Annotated in this window: 17 protein-coding genes; 8 read left to right on the plus strand and 9 right to left on the minus strand. The window is 41.4% G+C overall.

Features of this window, described 5'->3' with window-relative positions; translation table 11 throughout:
- Positions 1-62: 62 nt before the first annotated feature.
- Together NSMS1_RS11505 and NSMS1_RS11510 are read right to left on the minus strand one after the other, a co-directional pair.
- Positions 63-4046, minus strand: coding sequence for a CHAT domain-containing protein (locus tag NSMS1_RS11505; protein WP_224093266.1), 3984 nt, complete (start codon positions 4044-4046; stop codon positions 63-65).
- Positions 4047-4266: 220 nt separating this feature from the next.
- The gene (locus tag NSMS1_RS11510) at positions 4267-4947 is read right to left on the minus strand and encodes a hypothetical protein (RefSeq protein ID WP_224093268.1); all 681 of its coding nucleotides are present in this window, start codon (positions 4945-4947) and stop codon (positions 4267-4269) included.
- A 242-nt stretch (positions 4948-5189) separates the two neighbouring features.
- Here NSMS1_RS11510 and NSMS1_RS11515 point away from each other — a divergent pair, with 242 nt between their 5' ends.
- A complete protein-coding gene (locus tag NSMS1_RS11515) occupies positions 5190-7175 on the plus strand; it encodes a DNA polymerase III subunit gamma/tau (RefSeq protein ID WP_224093270.1) in 1986 nt (661 codons plus the stop codon).
- Between the two features lie 144 nt (positions 7176-7319).
- Here NSMS1_RS11515 and NSMS1_RS11520 read toward each other — a convergent pair whose 3' ends face one another.
- Positions 7320-8726: a glycosyltransferase gene (locus tag NSMS1_RS11520; RefSeq protein WP_224093272.1), complete on the minus strand. Its 1407-nt coding sequence runs from the start codon at positions 8724-8726 to the stop codon at positions 7320-7322.
- Between the two features lie 54 nt (positions 8727-8780).
- Positions 8781-9005 (minus strand): hypothetical protein, encoded by a 225-nt coding sequence (locus NSMS1_RS11525; protein ID WP_224093273.1) that lies wholly within the window; start codon positions 9003-9005, stop codon positions 8781-8783.
- A 464-nt stretch (positions 9006-9469) separates the two neighbouring features.
- Between NSMS1_RS11525 and ebsA the strand changes: the two genes are divergently transcribed.
- From ebsA to NSMS1_RS11550, 5 genes are all read left to right on the plus strand, one after another.
- Positions 9470-9844, plus strand: a complete 375-nt coding sequence (gene ebsA / locus NSMS1_RS11530; RefSeq protein ID WP_224093274.1) for a type IV pilus biogenesis protein EbsA — start codon at positions 9470-9472, stop codon at positions 9842-9844.
- A 409-nt stretch (positions 9845-10253) separates the two neighbouring features.
- Positions 10254-11345, plus strand: a complete 1092-nt coding sequence (locus NSMS1_RS11535) for a phosphotransacetylase family protein (RefSeq protein ID WP_224093275.1) — start codon at positions 10254-10256, stop codon at positions 11343-11345.
- A 200-nt stretch (positions 11346-11545) separates the two neighbouring features.
- A complete protein-coding gene (locus tag NSMS1_RS11540) occupies positions 11546-12049 on the plus strand; it encodes a DNA recombination-mediator protein A (RefSeq protein ID WP_224093276.1) in 504 nt (167 codons plus the stop codon).
- 223 nt (positions 12050-12272) lie between these two features.
- Positions 12273-12668, plus strand: a complete 396-nt coding sequence (locus tag NSMS1_RS11545) for an MAPEG family protein (RefSeq protein ID WP_224093277.1) — start codon at positions 12273-12275, stop codon at positions 12666-12668.
- A gap of 75 nt (positions 12669-12743) precedes the next feature.
- The gene (locus NSMS1_RS11550) at positions 12744-13235 is read left to right on the plus strand and encodes a YajQ family cyclic di-GMP-binding protein (protein WP_224093278.1); all 492 of its coding nucleotides are present in this window, start codon (positions 12744-12746) and stop codon (positions 13233-13235) included.
- Between the two features lie 120 nt (positions 13236-13355).
- On the opposite strand, the gene NSMS1_RS11555 is transcribed toward NSMS1_RS11550, so the two are convergent.
- Positions 13356-13910, minus strand: a complete 555-nt coding sequence (locus NSMS1_RS11555; protein WP_224093279.1) for a glutathione S-transferase family protein — start codon at positions 13908-13910, stop codon at positions 13356-13358.
- A gap of 12 nt (positions 13911-13922) precedes the next feature.
- Complete coding sequence (locus NSMS1_RS11560; RefSeq protein ID WP_224093281.1) at positions 13923-14378, minus strand: hypothetical protein; 456 nt, start codon at positions 14376-14378, stop codon at positions 13923-13925.
- 368 nt (positions 14379-14746) lie between these two features.
- Here NSMS1_RS11560 and NSMS1_RS11565 point away from each other — a divergent pair, with 368 nt between their 5' ends.
- Entirely contained in the window at positions 14747-15457 is a 711-nt protein-coding gene (locus tag NSMS1_RS11565; RefSeq protein WP_224093283.1) for a tetratricopeptide repeat protein, read from the plus strand.
- 310 nt (positions 15458-15767) lie between these two features.
- On the opposite strand, the gene NSMS1_RS11570 is transcribed toward NSMS1_RS11565, so the two are convergent.
- A complete protein-coding gene (locus NSMS1_RS11570; RefSeq protein ID WP_224093285.1) occupies positions 15768-16181 on the minus strand; it encodes a hypothetical protein in 414 nt (137 codons plus the stop codon).
- 825 nt (positions 16182-17006) lie between these two features.
- A complete protein-coding gene (gene psaM / locus NSMS1_RS11575; protein ID WP_224093287.1) occupies positions 17007-17129 on the minus strand; it encodes a photosystem I reaction center subunit XII in 123 nt (40 codons plus the stop codon).
- Between the two features lie 159 nt (positions 17130-17288).
- On the opposite strand from psaM, the gene NSMS1_RS11580 reads away from it, so the two are divergent.
- Positions 17289-18557: an FGGY-family carbohydrate kinase gene (locus tag NSMS1_RS11580; RefSeq protein ID WP_224093289.1), complete on the plus strand. Its 1269-nt coding sequence runs from the start codon at positions 17289-17291 to the stop codon at positions 18555-18557.
- An 83-nt stretch (positions 18558-18640) separates the two neighbouring features.
- Here NSMS1_RS11580 and NSMS1_RS11585 read toward each other — a convergent pair whose 3' ends face one another.
- Entirely contained in the window at positions 18641-19240 is a 600-nt protein-coding gene (locus NSMS1_RS11585) for a hypothetical protein (RefSeq protein WP_224093291.1), read from the minus strand.
- Between the last annotated feature and the right edge of the window lie 26 nt (positions 19241-19266).

A 19266-nucleotide genomic window follows, 5' to 3' on the forward strand; every position in this document is an offset into this window, starting at 1 on the left:
TGCCAGTGATGGGTACAAGTTTTTACTTTTAGCAATTATCAATTGCTAACCTGTGCTGTATTTTAATTGTTGGTATGGAGATAATAGCTTAGGGATTTTCCGGGCTTACCTGTAATCACGAAAGCTGCCCAATAATAAGGATGAGAATAAAGTTTTTTATCGGGGGGCATTTTACTAATTCTATATAAATGGGTGGCTAAGTAAGCTTTGATTTTTATTTCATCTGGATCAAGATTTTTGAGCAAATCTTCATACCATTGTGTTAGTTCTGCTGCTGTTAATTCTCTTAACCAAAGAGTAGCTTCTGTTAAAGCTGTGCTTGCTGATTGTACTAATTTTAGTCGGCGGTAAAACTCAATAATTACTAAGGCACTGGCAGATGATTCTATTGTCCAGAGAGTACTAATTACATGAGGAACACCTTTATGGAAGAAAGCACTCACTAAGTCTATATATTCACCTGTAGTTATTTGATTATTAGCTACAGTTTCACAATGAGAAAGAGTAACTAAGTTATATGTTGATAAATTCGTTTCGCAGATTTCTTCTAAAGTAAACTTATCTTGACCCGCTAATACTAATTCTGATGCTTTAGGCTCAACTGCAATATTAATTGCCTGACCTGAAAAATGCAATATATTGTATTTTGCAAAGAAAGCATCTTCAAAGTTAATTTTTGTAGCGTCCCTACCTTGGATGCGGAGACGGTTTGTAAACATCTGACTAACAACTTCGGCTTCTAGGTTAGCAAACCTCAAGGTAGGATAAACTGTATTTTCAGGGTATTCCACACTTAAGAAGACTTGGTTATCAAACTGGGCAATGTCTGTATTTTTTACTGATAATCCTGTTTGAATATTTGGTAAATAACTAATATTTAAAATTGAGATTTCTTCTGTGGCTGAATTTACATGAAATAAAGAATGTAGAGGTAGTTTAAATAAATCGCGGTGGGGAACTAAGATTAGTTCGGTAATACCTTCCAGTTCTTGTTGAATTGTGTCAATTTCTAAAATATTCCTTAATTGCAACAATCTCTCTTCCATTTCTACGCGCCAAGGATGATTATTTTTACTTTGTTGGTCTTGAGCTTGCTGGCGATATGCTTGATAGGTTTGTTGCCAATCTTCTAACCAATTTTCAAATGCAATTAGCCGTCTGTTGGCTTCGGGTAATGGTAAATCTTGTAGGGGTGTAGCGCTAATAGTTCCAGTATCTTGAACTGGTGTAAAAACGAGAATTGGTGATGGGGCTTGGTCTTTGATAATGAATGTGTGTAATGCAACTGGGCTAAGATGCCAATAAATAATTGCCGTGTGGGAATTGAGTAGTGGTTGAACTGAGCGATAATTTAAGGGGCGAATGTCTGCATTCCATCCAGATAATTGCCAAGTAAAACAGGCTTTTTTTCCTTGTTCGGCAATTTCCCAAGCTTCTACTAAATCACCATATTCTACAGATATATCAACAGCTAATTGAGTAAATCCTGCAAATTTCAAGGCTAATTGTTTTTTAATTTCACTACTGCGCCCTGGTTCATTAAGTAATTTTTGTAATAAATTTGCGCCGCGTTGCTGTAGTTCTTGGGCTTGTGCTGTTTGTCCTAGTCCTAGTAATGCTTTAACTAGGGATTGTAAAACTTCTAAATGTAACTGAGGAAAACCAGCAATTGTCAGTGTTAGTAAGGCTTGATTATATTCAGTGACGGCTTTGCGCCAATAGTTACGAGATGTGGAATGTTTTTTACCTTGTTCGTAGTATGTATTAGCGATCGCCAAATGCAATCTCCCCCAACCTTCTGGGTGTGTATCTGGGCGGATATGCTTTAAACCTTCCTGATAACTAGCTAATTTACCTTCATGACCAGCTAATTTCAACGCAGAATTATTTGTGGCGATCGCAGTCAATAAATTTAACGGCGTTTCTGTCTCACTCAAATTACCAACAGCCGTCCCTCTCCCAATCCAAGCTTCCCAGTAATCAGGCTTGAATTGTAAAGCGTTGTCATAACAAACGATCGCTTCTAAATATCTTTCTAAATAAAACAACGCCACCGCTTGGTTATACCAAGCTAAGTGGAAATCTGGCTTAATCGCGATCGCTTGCTTATAGGATGCGATCGCTTCTTCACGACCACCTAAGTTTTCTAAAGCCACACCCCGATTATACCATGCTAGGTAAAAATCTGGCTGTGTAGATAAAGCCTGATCCCAAGAGGCGATCGCATCTGACCATTGTTTTAAGTTAAATAACACCACACCCCGATCAATCCAAACTTCGTGGAAGTCCGGGTAAATTTCCAAGGCTTTATCATAAGAAGCGATCGCTGCTTGGTATTGTTCATCGATACCTAAAGCAATTCCTCGGTAATACCAATTTTCTGGGTCATCGGGTGATAAAGCCAAAGCTTCGTCATAAGAGGCGATCGCTTCAGTAATTTGCCCCACCTTTAATTCCGCCCAGCCTTTACTAGACCACACTTCCGGCGTATCCGGCTGGATGGTAATTGCTTGTTTAAATGAGGCGATCGCTTCCTCATACAATCCCAATTGTCCTAAAGTCCCGCCTCGGTTGTACCAAGCTTTGTAATAATCAGGCTTGAGTTCGATGGCTTGGTCATAAGAGGCGATCGCTTCCACAAACTGTTCTAAATGGAACAGAGTTAAACCACGATTAAACCAGTATTCGTAAGAGTTGGGGTATAATTGAATTGCTTGTTCATAGGCGGCGATCGCTCCTGATAAATCACCCGTTTTTGCTAACTGCAACCCTTGGTAATATAGCGCCTGAGCCTTAATAAACGCATTGGATTGTTCACTGGTAGTAGTAGGCGACTGGTTAGTTTGCATGATTAAATTAGCCGCCAATTGCTGGACTAAATTTGTACTTTGATCCAGCCGCACCATTAATTCATCTAAAGTATAAGCAACATTAGGTTCTAGATTAACTAAAGACTGATCCCAATCACTTTGTGTAGATATTATAGCTGCTGAATTTTGTTGCCTATAATCCAATGCCAGTTCGCCTAAGTTACTAATAACATCTTCCTGTGCTGGCATTAGTAAAGCTGGTGCTGTAAATTCTACTTCTTGATATTCCCAAGTATGTTCTTGTGAATTGTCTATTGTTTCATCCACTGGTTGATTCGACGCTGTTGTATATTCCCAAGTATGTCCTTGTGAATTGTTTTGTGAGGTTTCATCTACTGATTTAGCCCAGGCTGTGGGATATTCCCAACTTATTTCTGTTGTATTTTCATTATCTAATTCAACTTCTGTTGTGGTATCTTCCCAACTTTGTTCATGTACTTGTTCACTTCTATATTCTTCTACTGGTTCAGTTGGGTTTATTTGATATTCCCAACTCAATTCTTGTAAACTACTAATTGTATCTTCATGAACTAATTCGTTGGGTGTAATTTGATATTCCCAACTCAATTGTTGTAAATTACTAATTGTATCTATATTATTAACAGTCTCAATCTCTGGTGCTGCTTTAGAAGCCTTAACTTGTGGTTCTTCCGACTCCCACAATAAATCTCCCAAGTTACGAATTAATTCTTGTCCAGGCGAATCTAGAGTATGTTCGTTAAGTTCTAAGGCTGTAGCCGAAGATATTTCTTGTTCCTGATTAAATCCATTTAGTTCAATAAATTCCTTATTTAGCAAACGGATACCAATATCGTAGGAAAGTTCTCCCACCTTCCCAATTTCTAATTCACCCAACTGCACCATTTTTCTACCTAAATCATGATTTGGTGCAGGTGAGATTAATAGTTTTTCACCAAATAATAATAACCAATCTATCCAGCGCTCAACACTAATACGGTCTTCCATCCGTTGCAAAAACTTAACTGCCCATTGCTGTTCTCGTCCTTGTTCTACACCTTGCAGCAGTTGAGTAAACAGCAATTCCAAATCCGCATTAGTTAGTTCAGGTGGTCTTTCTGCCACCTGTTTATTGACACCCTTAAAATAATCAGTTTGTGGATTATCAACTGGGTGTTTGTCAAAAGTTTTAAGCCACTGAAATAGCCGAGTGAGCATTTGTCATACTCTTAAATTTTACTTAACGTAGATTGTATAGTCGAAGGCAGTGGTTAAACTGCATTCACCAACTAGGCAGGGGGTAAACACATTAATATTGCTGACATTTACGCTTTCAAAATGTCTTAAATTAGACCGTTGTGTTTAAGGACATCATGATAACTCATAATTTCCGTGGAATCTACGAAAGTTAACATAGTTTTCCATAATTGAGGGATTCCTACTCCCCACCCTCAGCTTCCTGACCCGCATGATATTGACTCATCAAAGTTTCCACAATAGCTTGCGGATCGTCTGTTTCTATTCCTAGCTGTTCGGCTATCTGTTGGCGGAGGTTATCATCTTGCTGCAACATGATAAACAACTGATCAAGGGTGACGGTTTGATATTCTCCCTCTGGGTTTTCCTCAGTTGCGGAAACGCTTTCCTCTGTATATAATACATTAGTACTATCAAGGTCTGGGCCATCGTATTCCCAGATGGGTTCGCCTTGATTGCGGCTTAACACCTGCATACCAATGTCGTAGGCGACATCGCCTATTTCCCCAACACCCAATTCACCCAGTTGGACTAATCGAGCTGCTAATTCATTATTTGGTGAGGAGGATGCTAGTAATTTTTCGCCAAAACGTTTTAACCAATCTACCCATTGTGCAGTCGTGACACGATTCTCAATATTTTGTAGCCATTTAACAGCCCAAGCTTCGCCTCGCGCCTGATGCACTCCTTCAAGCAGTTCAGTAAACAGAAATTCTAAATCTGTATCACTGAGGGGTGGTGCTGGTTGTTTTGTCGCGGTAGGACTAGTTCTAACCGCAGTCTTTTTCTTACCACCACCAAACAAGCGTTGAAAAAAACTTTTCAGCCATTGGACGAGCCGCCTGAGCATTTGCTGTACCATCTACTATTGTTTCCCCTAAGATTGTAGCCGCCGCCTAAAGCTAGCGATCGCATTCACTAATTCTCTTCTAGGGTATGCCACAGTTTCCAATATATGTGGCAAAGTTTAAAATGGTTTAACTTCATTCACCATTCAAAATGTTCAGACTCTTTGGGGAAAAAATACTAACGATGGGGTGTAAGTAAATTTAAGGCAAACTGCTTCCTAAATCAACCCTAAAAGGTATTGACTTTTTCCTAACCATGTCTTATGAACCCCTGCACCACAAGTATCGCCCAAAGAGTTTTGCTGAACTGGTGGGGCAAGAGGCGATCGCTACCACTCTCACAAACGCTATCCGCACAGCTAAAATAGCCCCAGCATATTTATTTACAGGCCCTAGAGGTACAGGTAAAACCTCCAGCGCCCGGATTCTTGCCAAATCCCTCAACTGTCTTAAAAGTGACAAACCCACAGCCGAACCCTGTGGGGTTTGTGATGTTTGTCAGGGAATCACTAAAGGCTACTCCCTCGACGTAATCGAAATTGATGCCGCAAGTAATACAGGTGTAGACAACATCCGCGAACTGATTGAAAAAGCCCAGTTTGCCCCTGTACAGTGCCGTTATAAAGTTTACGTGGTCGATGAATGCCATATGCTCAGTAGTGCGGCGTTCAATGCGCTACTAAAGACACTGGAAGAACCACCTAAACACGTAGTTTTTGTATTAGCCACAACTGACCCACAACGAGTATTAGCGACAATCATTTCTCGTTGCCAGAGATTTGATTTTAGACGCATTCAACTAGAGGCGATGGTGAAGCATTTAAGTGCGATCGCCTCCAAAGAAAATATTAGTATTTCCCAAGAAGCTGTAACATTGGTAGCCCAATTATCCCAAGGTGGATTACGGGACGCAGAAAGCTTACTCGACCAGTTAGCCTTATTACCTAATGAAGTCACACCGGATAAAGTATGGGATTTAGTCGGTTCAGTTAGTGAACGCGACTTGTTGATGTTGCTAGAAGCGATCGCCCAAGATAACCCAGAAGGAGTATTAGACTGTGCTAGGCAAATCTTAGATCGCGGTCGAGAACCCTTAACCATTCTGCAAAACCTAGCCGCCTTCTACCGCGACTTACTCATAGCCAAAACAGCCCCCAATCGCCATGATTTAGTAGCTTGCACTCAACAAACTTGGAAATCCCTAGTTGAGTCAGCCCAATCATTGCCCATAACTACAATCTTGCTAGGGCAGAAACACCTACAAGAAGCAGAACTACAAATTAAACACACCACCCAACCCCGCTTATGGTTGGAAGTGACATTACTAGGACTATCACCCAGCGCCAACATACAACCTACAACCATAATCCCTACATCAAACAATAACCGTTCAGCATCACCACAAACAGTTCCTCAAAAACCAGCCGCACAAAATCCTCCCCCCCAATACATACCCTCAACCCCACCATCCTCCAGCCAGTCAGAACTTAATAACAGGTCTGTATCCCCAGTTTCACAGGAAGTTAACACTAAACCTCCAACTACCCCAGAAACCAAAGCACCACTACAGAACCCAGTTGAACAATCTACTTCCCCTGTAACTGAAGAAGTAATTGATACAGGAGAACTTGACTTAGCCCAAATTTGGCAACGAGTAGTCACCAGTATTGAACCAATATCTAGACGGTCTTTACTAGGTCAAATGTGTAGTCTGATTGAGTTTAATGGCGCAACAGCTCGTGTTGGTGTCCAACCTAAATGGTATGACAAAGTTAAATTAGACTTACCAACAATTACGGCCGCTTTCCAACAGACTTTTAATCGTGGAGTTCAGGTAACTTTAGAAAGTAATAACGCCATTAAAACTTCCACAGTAAAAAAAACGCCATCAGCCAACACTAATAACGGTAACGGCCATAAACCTTCTTCTACCGTACAACAGCCACCTCCACCAACTTTTAACAACGGAAAGCCAGCCACTCCTCCACCACAAACCAGTACACCCCCACTTACACAAAAAACACCGCCAGCAACCTCAAATAGTGGAGGGGCAAAAACAACACAAGCCGCCCCGAATAAAGCACCTATAGTTGAGTGGGAAACTGACGAAGTTGCGATCGCCGCCCAACGTCTAGCACAATTTTTTGATGGGCAAATTATCAGATTTGGCGACGATGGCGAAGCATTAACCGAGATCGCTACATCTGAATGGACAGATGACTCGGATTTAGAAGATGAGTAATCAATTCAAAATTCAAAATTTAAAGAGTTATGCTTCCTGTCTTTTGACTAATGACTAATGACTAATGATCAAATATAAAAAAATGCAAAATCCAATCGTATATTTTTGGACTTTGCATTTTGTATTTTGAATTGTTTAAGAGAATTATTCGCCAGTTCCCGTATGTACAGTTTTTACCCACTTTAAACGCTTGGGTCGGAAGGACATCCGCGCTGTGGTACTGCTCATAACTACTAGCCAGTGCAGCATATATAATGTGCCGCGTACTGTTTGCAGTAAAAGCACAAAGGGGGTGTGAACTTGGAATTTTTGCTCTTGGCGGATGCGGCGTAAACCAGCAAACATCCCAACAACGGACATGGTTACAGATAAACCTGTTACCGGGCCTAGCATTGGCGGGCGATGACGAGCGATCGCCATTAGTACGTCGGGAATTGCTGCTGTCGGTAAAATATACATCGTCAGCATAAACATGAGCATATCCCAGGTTTTCCTGGTTCCCATGCGATTTTTGAGAATCAAATCCCAATAGTCTAAATAGCGTTGATAACCGCCTTCCGCCCAACGATTGCGTTGATGCCAAAGGGCGATCGCCGTTGTTACGCCTTCTTCTTGCACTGCTGGGTAAAATAAGCATTCAATATCCCATTTGTCAAGATGCAGGCGGAAAGTCAGATCCAAATCATCGGTGATTGTTTCTTCATTCCAACCACCACAGCTATCTAAAGCTTGACGGCGTACAAATTGACCATTCCCCCGCAGTTCTCCAATACCTCCCAAGGCTGTGCGTTGCTGCTGGAACCACATATCCAGAGCCATTTCCGCCATTTGCCCTTTTGTCCAGAAATTCTCTCTGGCGTTGGCGATGGCTTTTCGCACCTGCACCGCCCCCACCTTTTCGCGTTGAAACAACGGTACTACATGAAGTAACATATCTGATGCCACTTGAGCATCAGCATCAAACACGGCGATGATTTCACCTTTAGTTAATGGTAAAACCTGATTTAAAGCCCCCGATTTTCCACCAGTAGCTTGAGCAGAACGTCTAAGGACTTTGAGTTTGTCACACTCTTTTGCCACTTCTGCTAAGACTTCGGAGGTTTTATCTGTACTATTATCGTCAATTATCCAAACTTCGTATTGCCCGTTGGGATATTCCAGATTACAAAGATTTTTCGCTAATTTCGCAATGACAGCTTCTTCATTTTTCGCGGCTACCAATATAGATACAAAAGGTAAATTACCCTGGATCTCTTTTTGATGGTGGCGGGGACGAGCAAAAATTACTCCTAAAGCATGAATACCTAAAATGGTAGTCAGCCCTAGTATGAAAATAAAACCCCAAGAAGCCAAATGTAGAGCGATCGTGCCACTCCAGACAATTGTTAAAACTAGAGCAGCTTTCCCTCTACGTCCTTGGAACCGGGATGTTCGAGATAAATCCCGTGTTTCCACTACTGCTTCCTCAGTTATTGAGAGGTCAGATAACAGGGAATTGAGTGGATCAAGCTCTTTGTAGGAATCGTTGTCGGGCCAGGGATTGGCTGGCATAAGTTACTTGATTCAAAAACCAGTATTTGTCTACACCTCACTAGAAGCTGGGAATCAGTTAACAATGAACTGCGTTAGCCATCTTTGCCCATCCTTAGCTATTTCAGAAATCAGACTATTAAATAGTGCTGATGATTGATCACGATAAAATCGTCTCTGAGTTGCGCTTGAGATTGGTAGAGCGATCGCCAAACTACAGTTAATTGTTGCTAGAAACTGCAATACCAGCATCCACAACTTAAAGGAGCGGATTTTGGCAATAATTGCACCCAGCTTCAAAAAAGCTAATGCTGCCCTATTTTAACCGACATTTTAATATTTCTTAGCAGTAACTTGGATTATCACTCTCATTGGTCATTAGTCATTAGTCATTAGTCCATAGTCATTCAATACGGTTCGGATAAGCATTTTGAACTAATAATTGGTTTAGGGAAAAGGTTAAAGGGTAAGGGTTAAAGGTTTTTTCTTCCCTTTTCCCCTTCGCCTTTCCCCTTTAACCGAACCGTATTGCATAGTCATTAGTCAACAGTTCATAGTCAAAAGGCAGTAATAATTATTGTCTCCCCTCTCTCCCTCATCTCCCGGTTGGTGAGCGTAGCCGTTCGCGTTAGCGTCTCTGAAAGAGAACCACATCTTCCCCCACTCCCTACTCCCCACATATGTGAACAATCAAAAATTTTTGGGAATACTATTGACAACGACTGATACCCCTAGTTGTCGATTAACTTGAGGAATAGCCAAAGATGTCTCTTGAGCAACTCCAGCCTGCCACGCCACAACAAGCGAATGTCTACTTACCTTATATTCAAGGTACTAAGCGTAACCTTTTACCCGTTGCTATCAGTCTTTATCAAAAAGGCGTTCTCGAAGGGCAACGTAAAATAGAAGCAGGTGACAATATTCCCTTTGTTGCTTCTTGGAACGTTGCTACTTTACCTTCAGATTTGACACGTTGCCGGATGCAGTTTGATGGGAACGCTGAGTTGAGTTATGAAGTAATGATGGCAAGTTTTGAATTTATCAGTTTTTTAATCGAATTAATGGAAAATCATAAACGTTATAAGCTAACAGATTTCTCCCAATCTTTTTACCGCAAACTCCTGCGTATAGATGAGTAAACATCTTTTGTATATATTAAGTATAAGAGTTTAGCAACGGAAATATATCCTTTAAGTTATGCTCTTATACTTTTATTTATTCAAACTTTTATTTAAGATAAATTAATTTTTTATATTTAATACTATAAATATTTACCTAAAAGGGAACTATCAATTTTGTGGGTGGTCAGTAGTTGGTGGCGAAATATGTTGTTAACCTGTCTAAAAGCAGATGGACTAATAAAATGTCTCTAAAACAACTGATACCTTGGAGCAGTAAAAATATTTAGTATTTGATGAATTTGATTACCTAAAAAAAGTACATTTCCAAAAAATACTTTCTAAAAACGTCTGAGGTTTCTGCCAGAACCAATTAAAATTAGTAAACACCTGACTGGTTTTATTGCCTTTTGAAATTAGGAGTGCGCGTGTGCCAAAGTCTGCTAAATATTTGCTGATTGGCTCAACTGAGACTTATAGCGGTAAGTCCGCAACAGTTCTGGGATTGTCTCATCAGTTACAGCAAAAGGGATTAGACATTGCTTACGGCAAACCATTAGGTAATAGTTTGAGTAAGTCGGAAGGCACTGTAGTTGAAGAAGATGTCCAGTTTATTACTCATAGTCTCAACCTATCGGCAAACCGCATCGCTCCCACAATACTGGCTTTAGATGAAGTTAGTGTGCAGAAGCGTCTGTTTGGCGAAGACACAACTGATTATCACCAGACTCTAGTAGAGCAATATTTACAAATTCCCCGTGGGGACTTAGTTGTACTAGAAGGGCCTGGAGATTTGTCGGAAGGCTATTTGTTTGATTTGTCTTTACTACAAGTAGCAGATGTTCTAGATGCTTCTGTGCTATTGGTAAGCCGTTACAGTTCGCTGATGTCTATTGAGCCTGTATTATCTGCTAAACAACGTGTGGGCGATCGCTTGATTGGTGTTGTCATCAACGATATCCCCACTAACGAGTTAGAAATGGTGAATAATTTTGTCCGTCCTTATCTAGAACAGCATGGTATTGCCGTACTAGCAACACTACCGAAAAACGACTTACTCCGCAGCGTCAGCGTAGGCGAATTAGTCAAACAGCTCAACGCCGAAGTTCTATGTCGGAGTGATCGCTTAGATTTGATGGTGGAAAGCCTAGCAATTGGCGCTATGAACGTCAACGCGGCAGTAAAATACTTCCGCAAACGCCGCAATATGGCAGTAGTTACAGGCGGCGATCGCGTAGAAATTCAGCAAGCAGCCTTAGAAACCTCTACTCAATGCCTCATCCTCACCGGACAATTACCTCCCCCACAGTTTATTCTTAGCCGTGCTGAAGAATTAGAAATCCCCATCTTATCCGTTGATTTGGATACCCTAACTACTGTGGAAATTGTTGACCGTACCTTCGGTCAAGTGCGCGTCCACGAACCCATTAAAGTACACTGCATTCGTCAGTTAATGGCAGAGCATTTTGACTGCGATCGGCTACTGTCTAAACTTGGGTTAACGCCTGTTACTAGTCATTAGTCAACAGTTCATAGTCAACAGTTCATAGTCAACATTTCATAGTCAACAGTCAACAGTAATTAGTTCTGCTCCCCCCACTCCCTCATCTTCCCCCACTCCCTACTCCCCACTCCCTTCACAAAATTCTGATTTAACTTCGCTTCGCACTTACACGCTCTTTGGTAAAATAACTTGGTTGTTTAATCTGAACATTTCCGTCTTTGAGCCAGTCAATAGACCTTATTAACCTCGATACGTTAGCGCAAGAACTGGCGACAATCCAGCAAACAGGTTCTAAACGAATCGCTTTGTTGGGTTCCCGTCATGTGCCGATTACGCATCAGAATCTAATCGAAATGATGACTTATGCCTTGGTTTTGTCAGGGAATCGAGTCATTACCTCTGGTGCTACCGGTACTAACTCAGCTGCCATTAAGGGCGCAATGCGTGCTGACCCCAATTTGCTGACGGTAATTTTACCTCAAAGCTTGGAACGTCAGCCCCAAGAATCGCGCCAGCAACTAGAACAAGTGATGCACCTAGTAGAAAATCCTAGTAATGATAACTTGTCTCTCGCTGAAGCCAGTTACTTGTGCAATAAAGAAATCGTTTCTCGATGCCAGCAGCTTATCTGCTTTGCATTCCATGACAGCCGGACTCTACTACAAACTTGTGGAGATGCGGAAGAACAAAGAAAGGTGGTGACACTTTTCTACTTTGATTAGTCAGCAGTCAAACAATTTTGGATTTTAGATTTGCGATTTTAGATTGACTCAGGTGTAACTGGGGGATTTTAGATTTGCAATTTTAAATTTGCTCGCCTACAAGCGACAGGGCTTGTACCAACGAAGCAATCCAAAATCCACAATCCAAAATCTAAAATTGGCACAGTCAAACATCTAAACTATTGACTGATGACTAATGACTAATGACTAATAACCATAAAACATGATTATTTTCTTATATTCTATTGCCGCAGCTGCGGTTTTAATTTATCTACCATTTTTGGTGGTAGGTTATGCTCGTGCGCGTTTTGGGTATGATGTTTCTGCTCCACGCGCTATGTTCGATAAGTTACCACCTTATGGGCAACGGGCTACATGGGCGCACCAAAACTCTTTTGAGGCGTTTATGATTTTTAGTGCAGCCGCACTGATGGCTTATGTTACAGGTGTAAATTCCCCGATAGCCATTTGGGCTGCGATCGCCTTTGTTGTGGCTCGTTTGCTATACTCTATCTTCTATATTTTGAATATACCGCTTTTGCGATCGTTGATGTTTGCCACTGCCTCTACTAGCAGTGCGACTCTGTTTATTTTGAGTATCATACAAGCTAACAGTTAATTGGGGAGTGGAACTTTCCTCAATCCATACTCTATCCTTCATCTAAAATCAAAAATCGCAAACTAGACATTTTTTATGGCTTCCACTTATTCCTTTGACATTGTGAGCGATTTTGATCGGCAGGAATTAGTTAACGCTGTTGATCAAGTCGACCGAGAACTTAAAAGTCGTTACGACCTCAAAGATACTCAGACAACTGTGGAATTGGGTGAAGAAAAGATTACCATTGGTACGGATAGCGAGTTTACCCTAGAGTCTGTTCACAACATTCTTCGGGAAAAAGCCGCAAAACGTAATCTCTCACAAAAAATCTTTGATTTTGGCAAAGTAGACTCAGCTAGTGGTAATCGTGTTCGTCAAGAAATCACTCTCAAAAAAGGTATTAGTCAAGATATCGCCAAGCAAATCTCTAAGTTGATTCGAGATGAATTTAAGAAGGTTCAAGCCTCGATTCAAGGTGATGCTGTGCGAGTATCTGCTAAATCCAAAGATGATTTGCAAGTAGTTATTCAACGATTAAAGCAAGAAGATTATCCTGTAGCTTTGCAATTCACTAATTATCGTTAAAAGCCAATTTCAAACATAAAAAAGCGGGGAAATTATGACATATCTACCCGCTTTTTTATTTTTTTTAATCAGTCAACAGTCAACAGTCAACAGTCAACAGTTAGCGATTCAAATTGTTCACTACCTTTTACCGATACTTTTTTGAAATGCTGGTCTTTCAGTAATTTGCTTGATATAGTTCACTACGGCTGGATAAGCGCTTAAATCTAATTTCAACATAGTAGGAATGTAAGCCAACATTGAGCCGACAGCAACATCAGCAACACTAAATTCATTACCCAGCAAAAAGGGTTGATGTTGGAAAATCTCATTTAACGGAGTTAGTAAACGAGGCATTTCCTTTTCTCGGTTAGCTTCTACAAAAACACCAGGGCCAAGAGTGGCGTTAGCAAATAATACCCATTGAGAGAATATTCCCCTCTCCTCTGGAGTTAGAGAAGTTTGACCATACTTATCGTTTAGATAGAGCAAAATTGCTCCTGATTCCCAAAGTTGAAAATCCCCGTCTACAATTGCGGGTACTTTGCCAAAAGGGTTGATTTTTAGGTATTCAGGACTGCGGTGTTCTCCAGCCTGCATATCTAGCAGCACAAACTCGTAGGGAACTTCTAGCTCCTCTAAATACCATTTAACGATTGATGCGCGGCTAAAAGCCCCACCATATAGCTTCAACATAACTACCTGAGATTAAAGTATTTTGTGAGTGTGAGAATGTTGTTTGACGTTATCGTCTTTCGTCACTACTCTACTAGCATTTAATACCCGCTTGCGGTCAAGGGAATATTTAAAATCTGTATAGGTTGTGCCTAGAGGAATCAATGATTTCGCACTTTCTCGACGCTTGTATGTACGCGCTGCTGCAAATACTCGTGGTGCAAATTCATCTGCGAACTGAGCCGAGTCGGGAAAGCCTGCTGGTAAAATTGGCTCATCTTTGTTAACTACTGAACCTAAAGTAGTTGCACAAGCATATTTGTAAGATGTAGGGATACCCTTCAAAAGCGCTTCTAAAGACGCTGAGGGAATTGGTTCAATTACATCGACTTGATGAACTTCACCATCTTCCTTAATAAAGCAAGTAGCTAGACCGATGACAATATAATCGTCAGCAGTTAAATCAACAGAGTTTTGTTCAGAAATCATAAGGAGTGGGGAATTGGGAGTGGAGAGTAGGGAGTGGTGAAAGAGAGAGGAATAAGCCTTTAATCTCTGTCAACTGTCAACTGTCAACTGTCAACTGTCAACTGTCAACTGTCAACTGTCAACTGTCAACTGTTCTATCCCTCTTACCTCTCTGGCATTTTACCGAATTTGTCCCTCTTACTACTTGAATAGTCTTAGAGATTAATATTTCTTGTTTCAGGAATTTACCCTGAGGATGACGTATGTATTACTAGATTGGAGTGTAAATAGTCTGTATCAGGTGTGCTTGTCTTCAAGAAAATTTATAAACAAGCTACCCCAGCAACTCTAATTTGATTTCCCAGACCAAGCAGCTAAGGTAGGAAAATATGAACACTCACCCGTTTTTAGCCTCCGGCGATCAGCAAAATAGTTGTTATCAGTTTCTTACTCAAACTACACTCGACTCCCAAAAGCATGGGGTTAACTGTGATGAGTCGGGGTTTGCTGACGGCTACTTACGGTCTTGTGCTTTACGTTCAGCACAACAGGGAAATTATTATGAAGCGATCGCACTCCTCAACCAATTAATTAATCGTCACCCTTACAATGCGGTTGACTACAACAACCGGGGGTTAATTTATTTTCAAAGCGGTCAAAACCAACAAGCACTGCAAGATTACAACACGGCTCTCCAGTTAAATCCTAATTTAGCTAGTGCTTACAATAATCGTGCCAATTATTACGCCGCCTGTGGAGAGTTAGCAGCCGCGTTAGCTGATTACGATCGCGCTATTGATTTAAACCCTCGTCATGTACGGGCGTGGATTAATCGTGGTATCACTCTACGCGATTTGGGCGAGTACGAACAAGCAATTGAGAATTTTGATATCGCGCTCGTTTTTGGTCAGCTAGAAGGGCATATTTGGGCGGAACGCGGTAGAACTTACCACCTCTGGGGTGACTGGAATTGTGCGATCGCTGATTATCGTCGCGCTGTGTCACAGTTACCTTCTTTGTATAGTCGCCGAGATGTTCCTGGCTACCGTTTGCGTTTACAATTAGAAAATTGGATAAATGAATTGTTACCTTCGGGGTAATTCGTAATTCGTAATTACATGGGTTGAAATAACAATTTTAAATAAGAGTTAATTTGAAATTTGAGTTTGATAAGTGCAGGTTAAGGGCTAATTTACATCCGAGATTTTAAATTTTGAATTGATACTATTTACGCTGGGTGTGGTGGTAATGGATAATGTTATTTTTCATTACCAATTACCAATTACCAACGGCACAGCTATCATAAGTTTTCCAACGGACGTTATATTAGCAGTCTGTAATAAAACCCTGGTTTTAAAAGCTCACTACATTTGTAAATAATTTATATCATCATTGTCTTAATGATATTTTTTATGGCAAAGATTCAGGAGCTTCGTTATCTGGCTGCTCTTGCTTTGTCACTACAATAGGAATTTGATTAGGTTCAAATTTAAATGCTTGTTCTTGCCGAATACTGTTAGCCTGACGCGGATCTAAATTACGGCTCAATTTTTCTTGTAAATCACTAACACGCTTTTCCATCTGCTTAACTTCAACATGGACTTCGCGCAACTTGGCCTGTTGTGACAAGTGATGAGGAATAAGCTGTATCAAAGCGCCTGCGGCGGCGGCAGAAATTGCTACGTTAACCCCTATCTTAGCTGTTGTTTCCACAGCCATAAGCCGATATGAACGTTGCCGTAGATGCCGTTTTGGGCGCGGGGCTGGTGGGCGCTGTTGTGGTGTAGGTTGTTGCGGAAATTGGGAAGGTTGAAAAGCGTTCATGATGCTACAGAAAAATTGCCTGATTGAATAAGTCCAGCCGTCAGAAGCCTACTGGCTTTGATAACGGCTAAGATTAGCTGACATATTACTTCATTTTTTCCAAATTGCTACACGTATGTTCTTTGTTAAAACAAAACAAAACATACGTAGGTAACTGGTTGGCACAACTTTGTAGGATTCAGCCACCAGTATCTGGAAACTGCACCTTGTATGCCAAGGATTATTATTCTTTTGGGTGTCAATGTCAATTGCTATGTGCATCTCACTTGTGAAGCACAAGTTGATGTATTATATTGACTTTTGGATGTTTAATTTCTCTGAAGAAATTAAACCCCTCTAACGTATCAAGCGAAACTTGCTTTTGTCAATTTAACTCCATTAATACCTGTATACTCTTCAACTATTTATGCTGTTAATGGGTAATTATTGCCATTTTTAGCTGATTACTATAGCTATATTTCATGTGTATTATTTGTAATTTTACGTTTATACACGTAAACAAAAGGTATAGAATTTAAGTTTGTTTAAAGATACCAATACATGAGTAGGGGCGCACAGATGTCCGCCCCTACAGATGACCAATAATTATGGAAATTGGTATGACCAACAATACACAACAATGCAAAAGAGCTAGATTGTTGTGTTGGCAAACATGAAGCTAGATTTTATACCAATTCATTAAATTCATTACTCAAATTCAAACCTAGAAAGCTTTGAAAAATTCAGTTTTTCTAATTTTGAATTTTGCGGAAAGTTTCTTACGGTGGGAAACCCTCCTACAGAACTTTCCAAGACGAATGCACGAATTTTGAATTGGTTCAAGCTTTAGAACTTGTAAAGTTCTGTTGCCAAGCGCCAAGCCAGAACACCTGGGATTAGCGCTACAACTAGAGCGATGTAAACTTGAGTATCTGGGATGGAAGTTACTGCAAGATACAGATTAGGCATGGTGGGAAACCTCCTAAACTCGAATGGATGTGAATAGTAGTTCGTTTACTACTTTTCCTTGTTTTGCCAAGAATGGGGAATATCTTGTTACAAGATGCAACAAAAGCAGTTATAAGTCAGTAATATTAGTCATTTTTCATAAAAAAAATTTATAAAAATATGGATTTTTATTTGGGAATCGACTTTGGTACGTCTGGGGCTAGGGCAGTGGTAATTGATGAGGCTGCCCATATCCAGACACAAGTGCAGTATCCTTGGGCTGCGGCTGATGCTGAATTAATGGTGAGTTGGCAGGAGGCTTTATTCACGCTGTTAGCACAAATCCCTGAAGCGTTGCGGCGAGGGATGAGAGCGATCGCTATTAACGGCACTTCCTCTACAGTCTTATTATGCGATGAGGATGGCAACCCTGTAGATGCGCCTTTACTCTACAACGATGCGCGGGGATCATCGGTGCTGGATGGGTTGAAAGATATCGCGCCACCAAATCATACAGTTTTAAGCGCTACCTCTAGTTTGGCTAAATTGCGCTGGATGATGCAGTTACCCTCTTTTGGTGAGGCGAGGTATTTTCTACATCAAGCTGACTGGTTGGCGTTTCTGTTACATGGAAAGTTAGGAATTAGCGACTACCACAATGCCTTAAAGCTGGGGTATGACGTTGAGAAGTTGCAATATCCAGAATGGCTGTTAAGGCTGCAAATACCGCTTCAGTTACCTACAGTATTAGCACCTGGGACTCCTATTGGGGAACTACGTCCTGAAATTTCTCAGCAGTTCCTATTCCCGTCAAATTGCTTGGTATGTGCAGGGACAACGGATAGCATTGCGGCGTTTCTGGCGAGTGGCGCAAAATCTCCTGGGGAAGTTGTGACTTCCCTTGGTTCGACATTGGTGCTGAAACTTTTGAGTCGCACCCGTGTAGAGGATGCAAGGTATGGGATTTATAGCCATCGCCTGGGTGATTTGTGGCTGACTGGTGGCGCGTCGAATACAGGGGGTGCAGTATTACGCGAGTTTTTCACCGATGCTGAGTTAGAAAACTGGAGTCGTGAGATTGATGCTAGTAAAGCCAGCGAATTAGATTATTATCCCTTGTTGAAGGTAGGCGATCGCTTCCCGATCAACGATCCCAATTTACCCCCACGCCTGACACCACGCCCAGATCATCCTGTTCAATTCCTGCATGGCTTATTAGAAAGTATTGCCCGGATAGAAGCCCAAGGATACGAACTATTGCAAAAACTAGGCGCAGATAAATTAACTCAAGTATATACAGCCGGAGGTGGGGCAAAAAACCCCACCTGGACTGCAATTCGGCAAAGAAATTTACAAGTTCCTGTAATTTCCTCAATTAATACAGAAGCCGCCTATGGAACAGCATTGCTGGCGATGAGAGGTACTGGAGACTCAGAACATAACGAATGATCTTGAGAAAACCTCTGCGTACCTCAGCGCTAACCTCAGCGCCCCTCTGCGTTAAAAAACAAAAAATGCAGTGTTTTGTGCGTTTATATGGAAGGTGCTGGGCGATCGCCTTCACCTGGAGGATGCGGTGGAACACCAAGTGCGTCTTTTAACTGTTGTTCAGTCACACCCAACTTAGTGGCGGCTGCGGCAAAATCAGGACGAGGTGGACGTTGATTTCTATCTCCAGGGCTAGGAGGATTAGCAGGTACTCCTAACGCATCTTTTAACCGTTGTTCAGTTACACCCAACTTGCTGGCGGCGGCGGCAAAATTCGGGCGGGGTGGATGAGGCGGAACACCGAGTGCATCTTTTAACTGTTGTTCAGTTACACCTAACTTGCTGGCGGCGGCGGCAAAATCTGGGCGGGGTGGACGCTGATTTCTGTCTCCAGGATTGGGAGGATTGGCCGGTACTCCTAGCGCATCTTTTAACTGCTGTTCAGTCACACCTAACTTGCTGGCGGCGGCGGCAAAATCTGGGCGGGGTGGACGCTGTTTATCTGGTCGTTGGTTGGGTTGTGGTGATGCTTGGGCTAGTTGATAAGATGGGTTAGCAGCATTTACCTGATTTAGATAAATCAAACTAAATGTACTAGCTACAACAGAAATTGCTGTTACGACTACTGCTTTATTCAGCTTCATGGTCATCCTCTACAAGTTAGATTGTT

The sequence above is a fragment of the Nostoc sp. MS1 genome, assembly GCF_019976755.1.
Lineage (GTDB): Bacteria > Cyanobacteriota > Cyanobacteriia > Cyanobacteriales > Nostocaceae > Trichormus.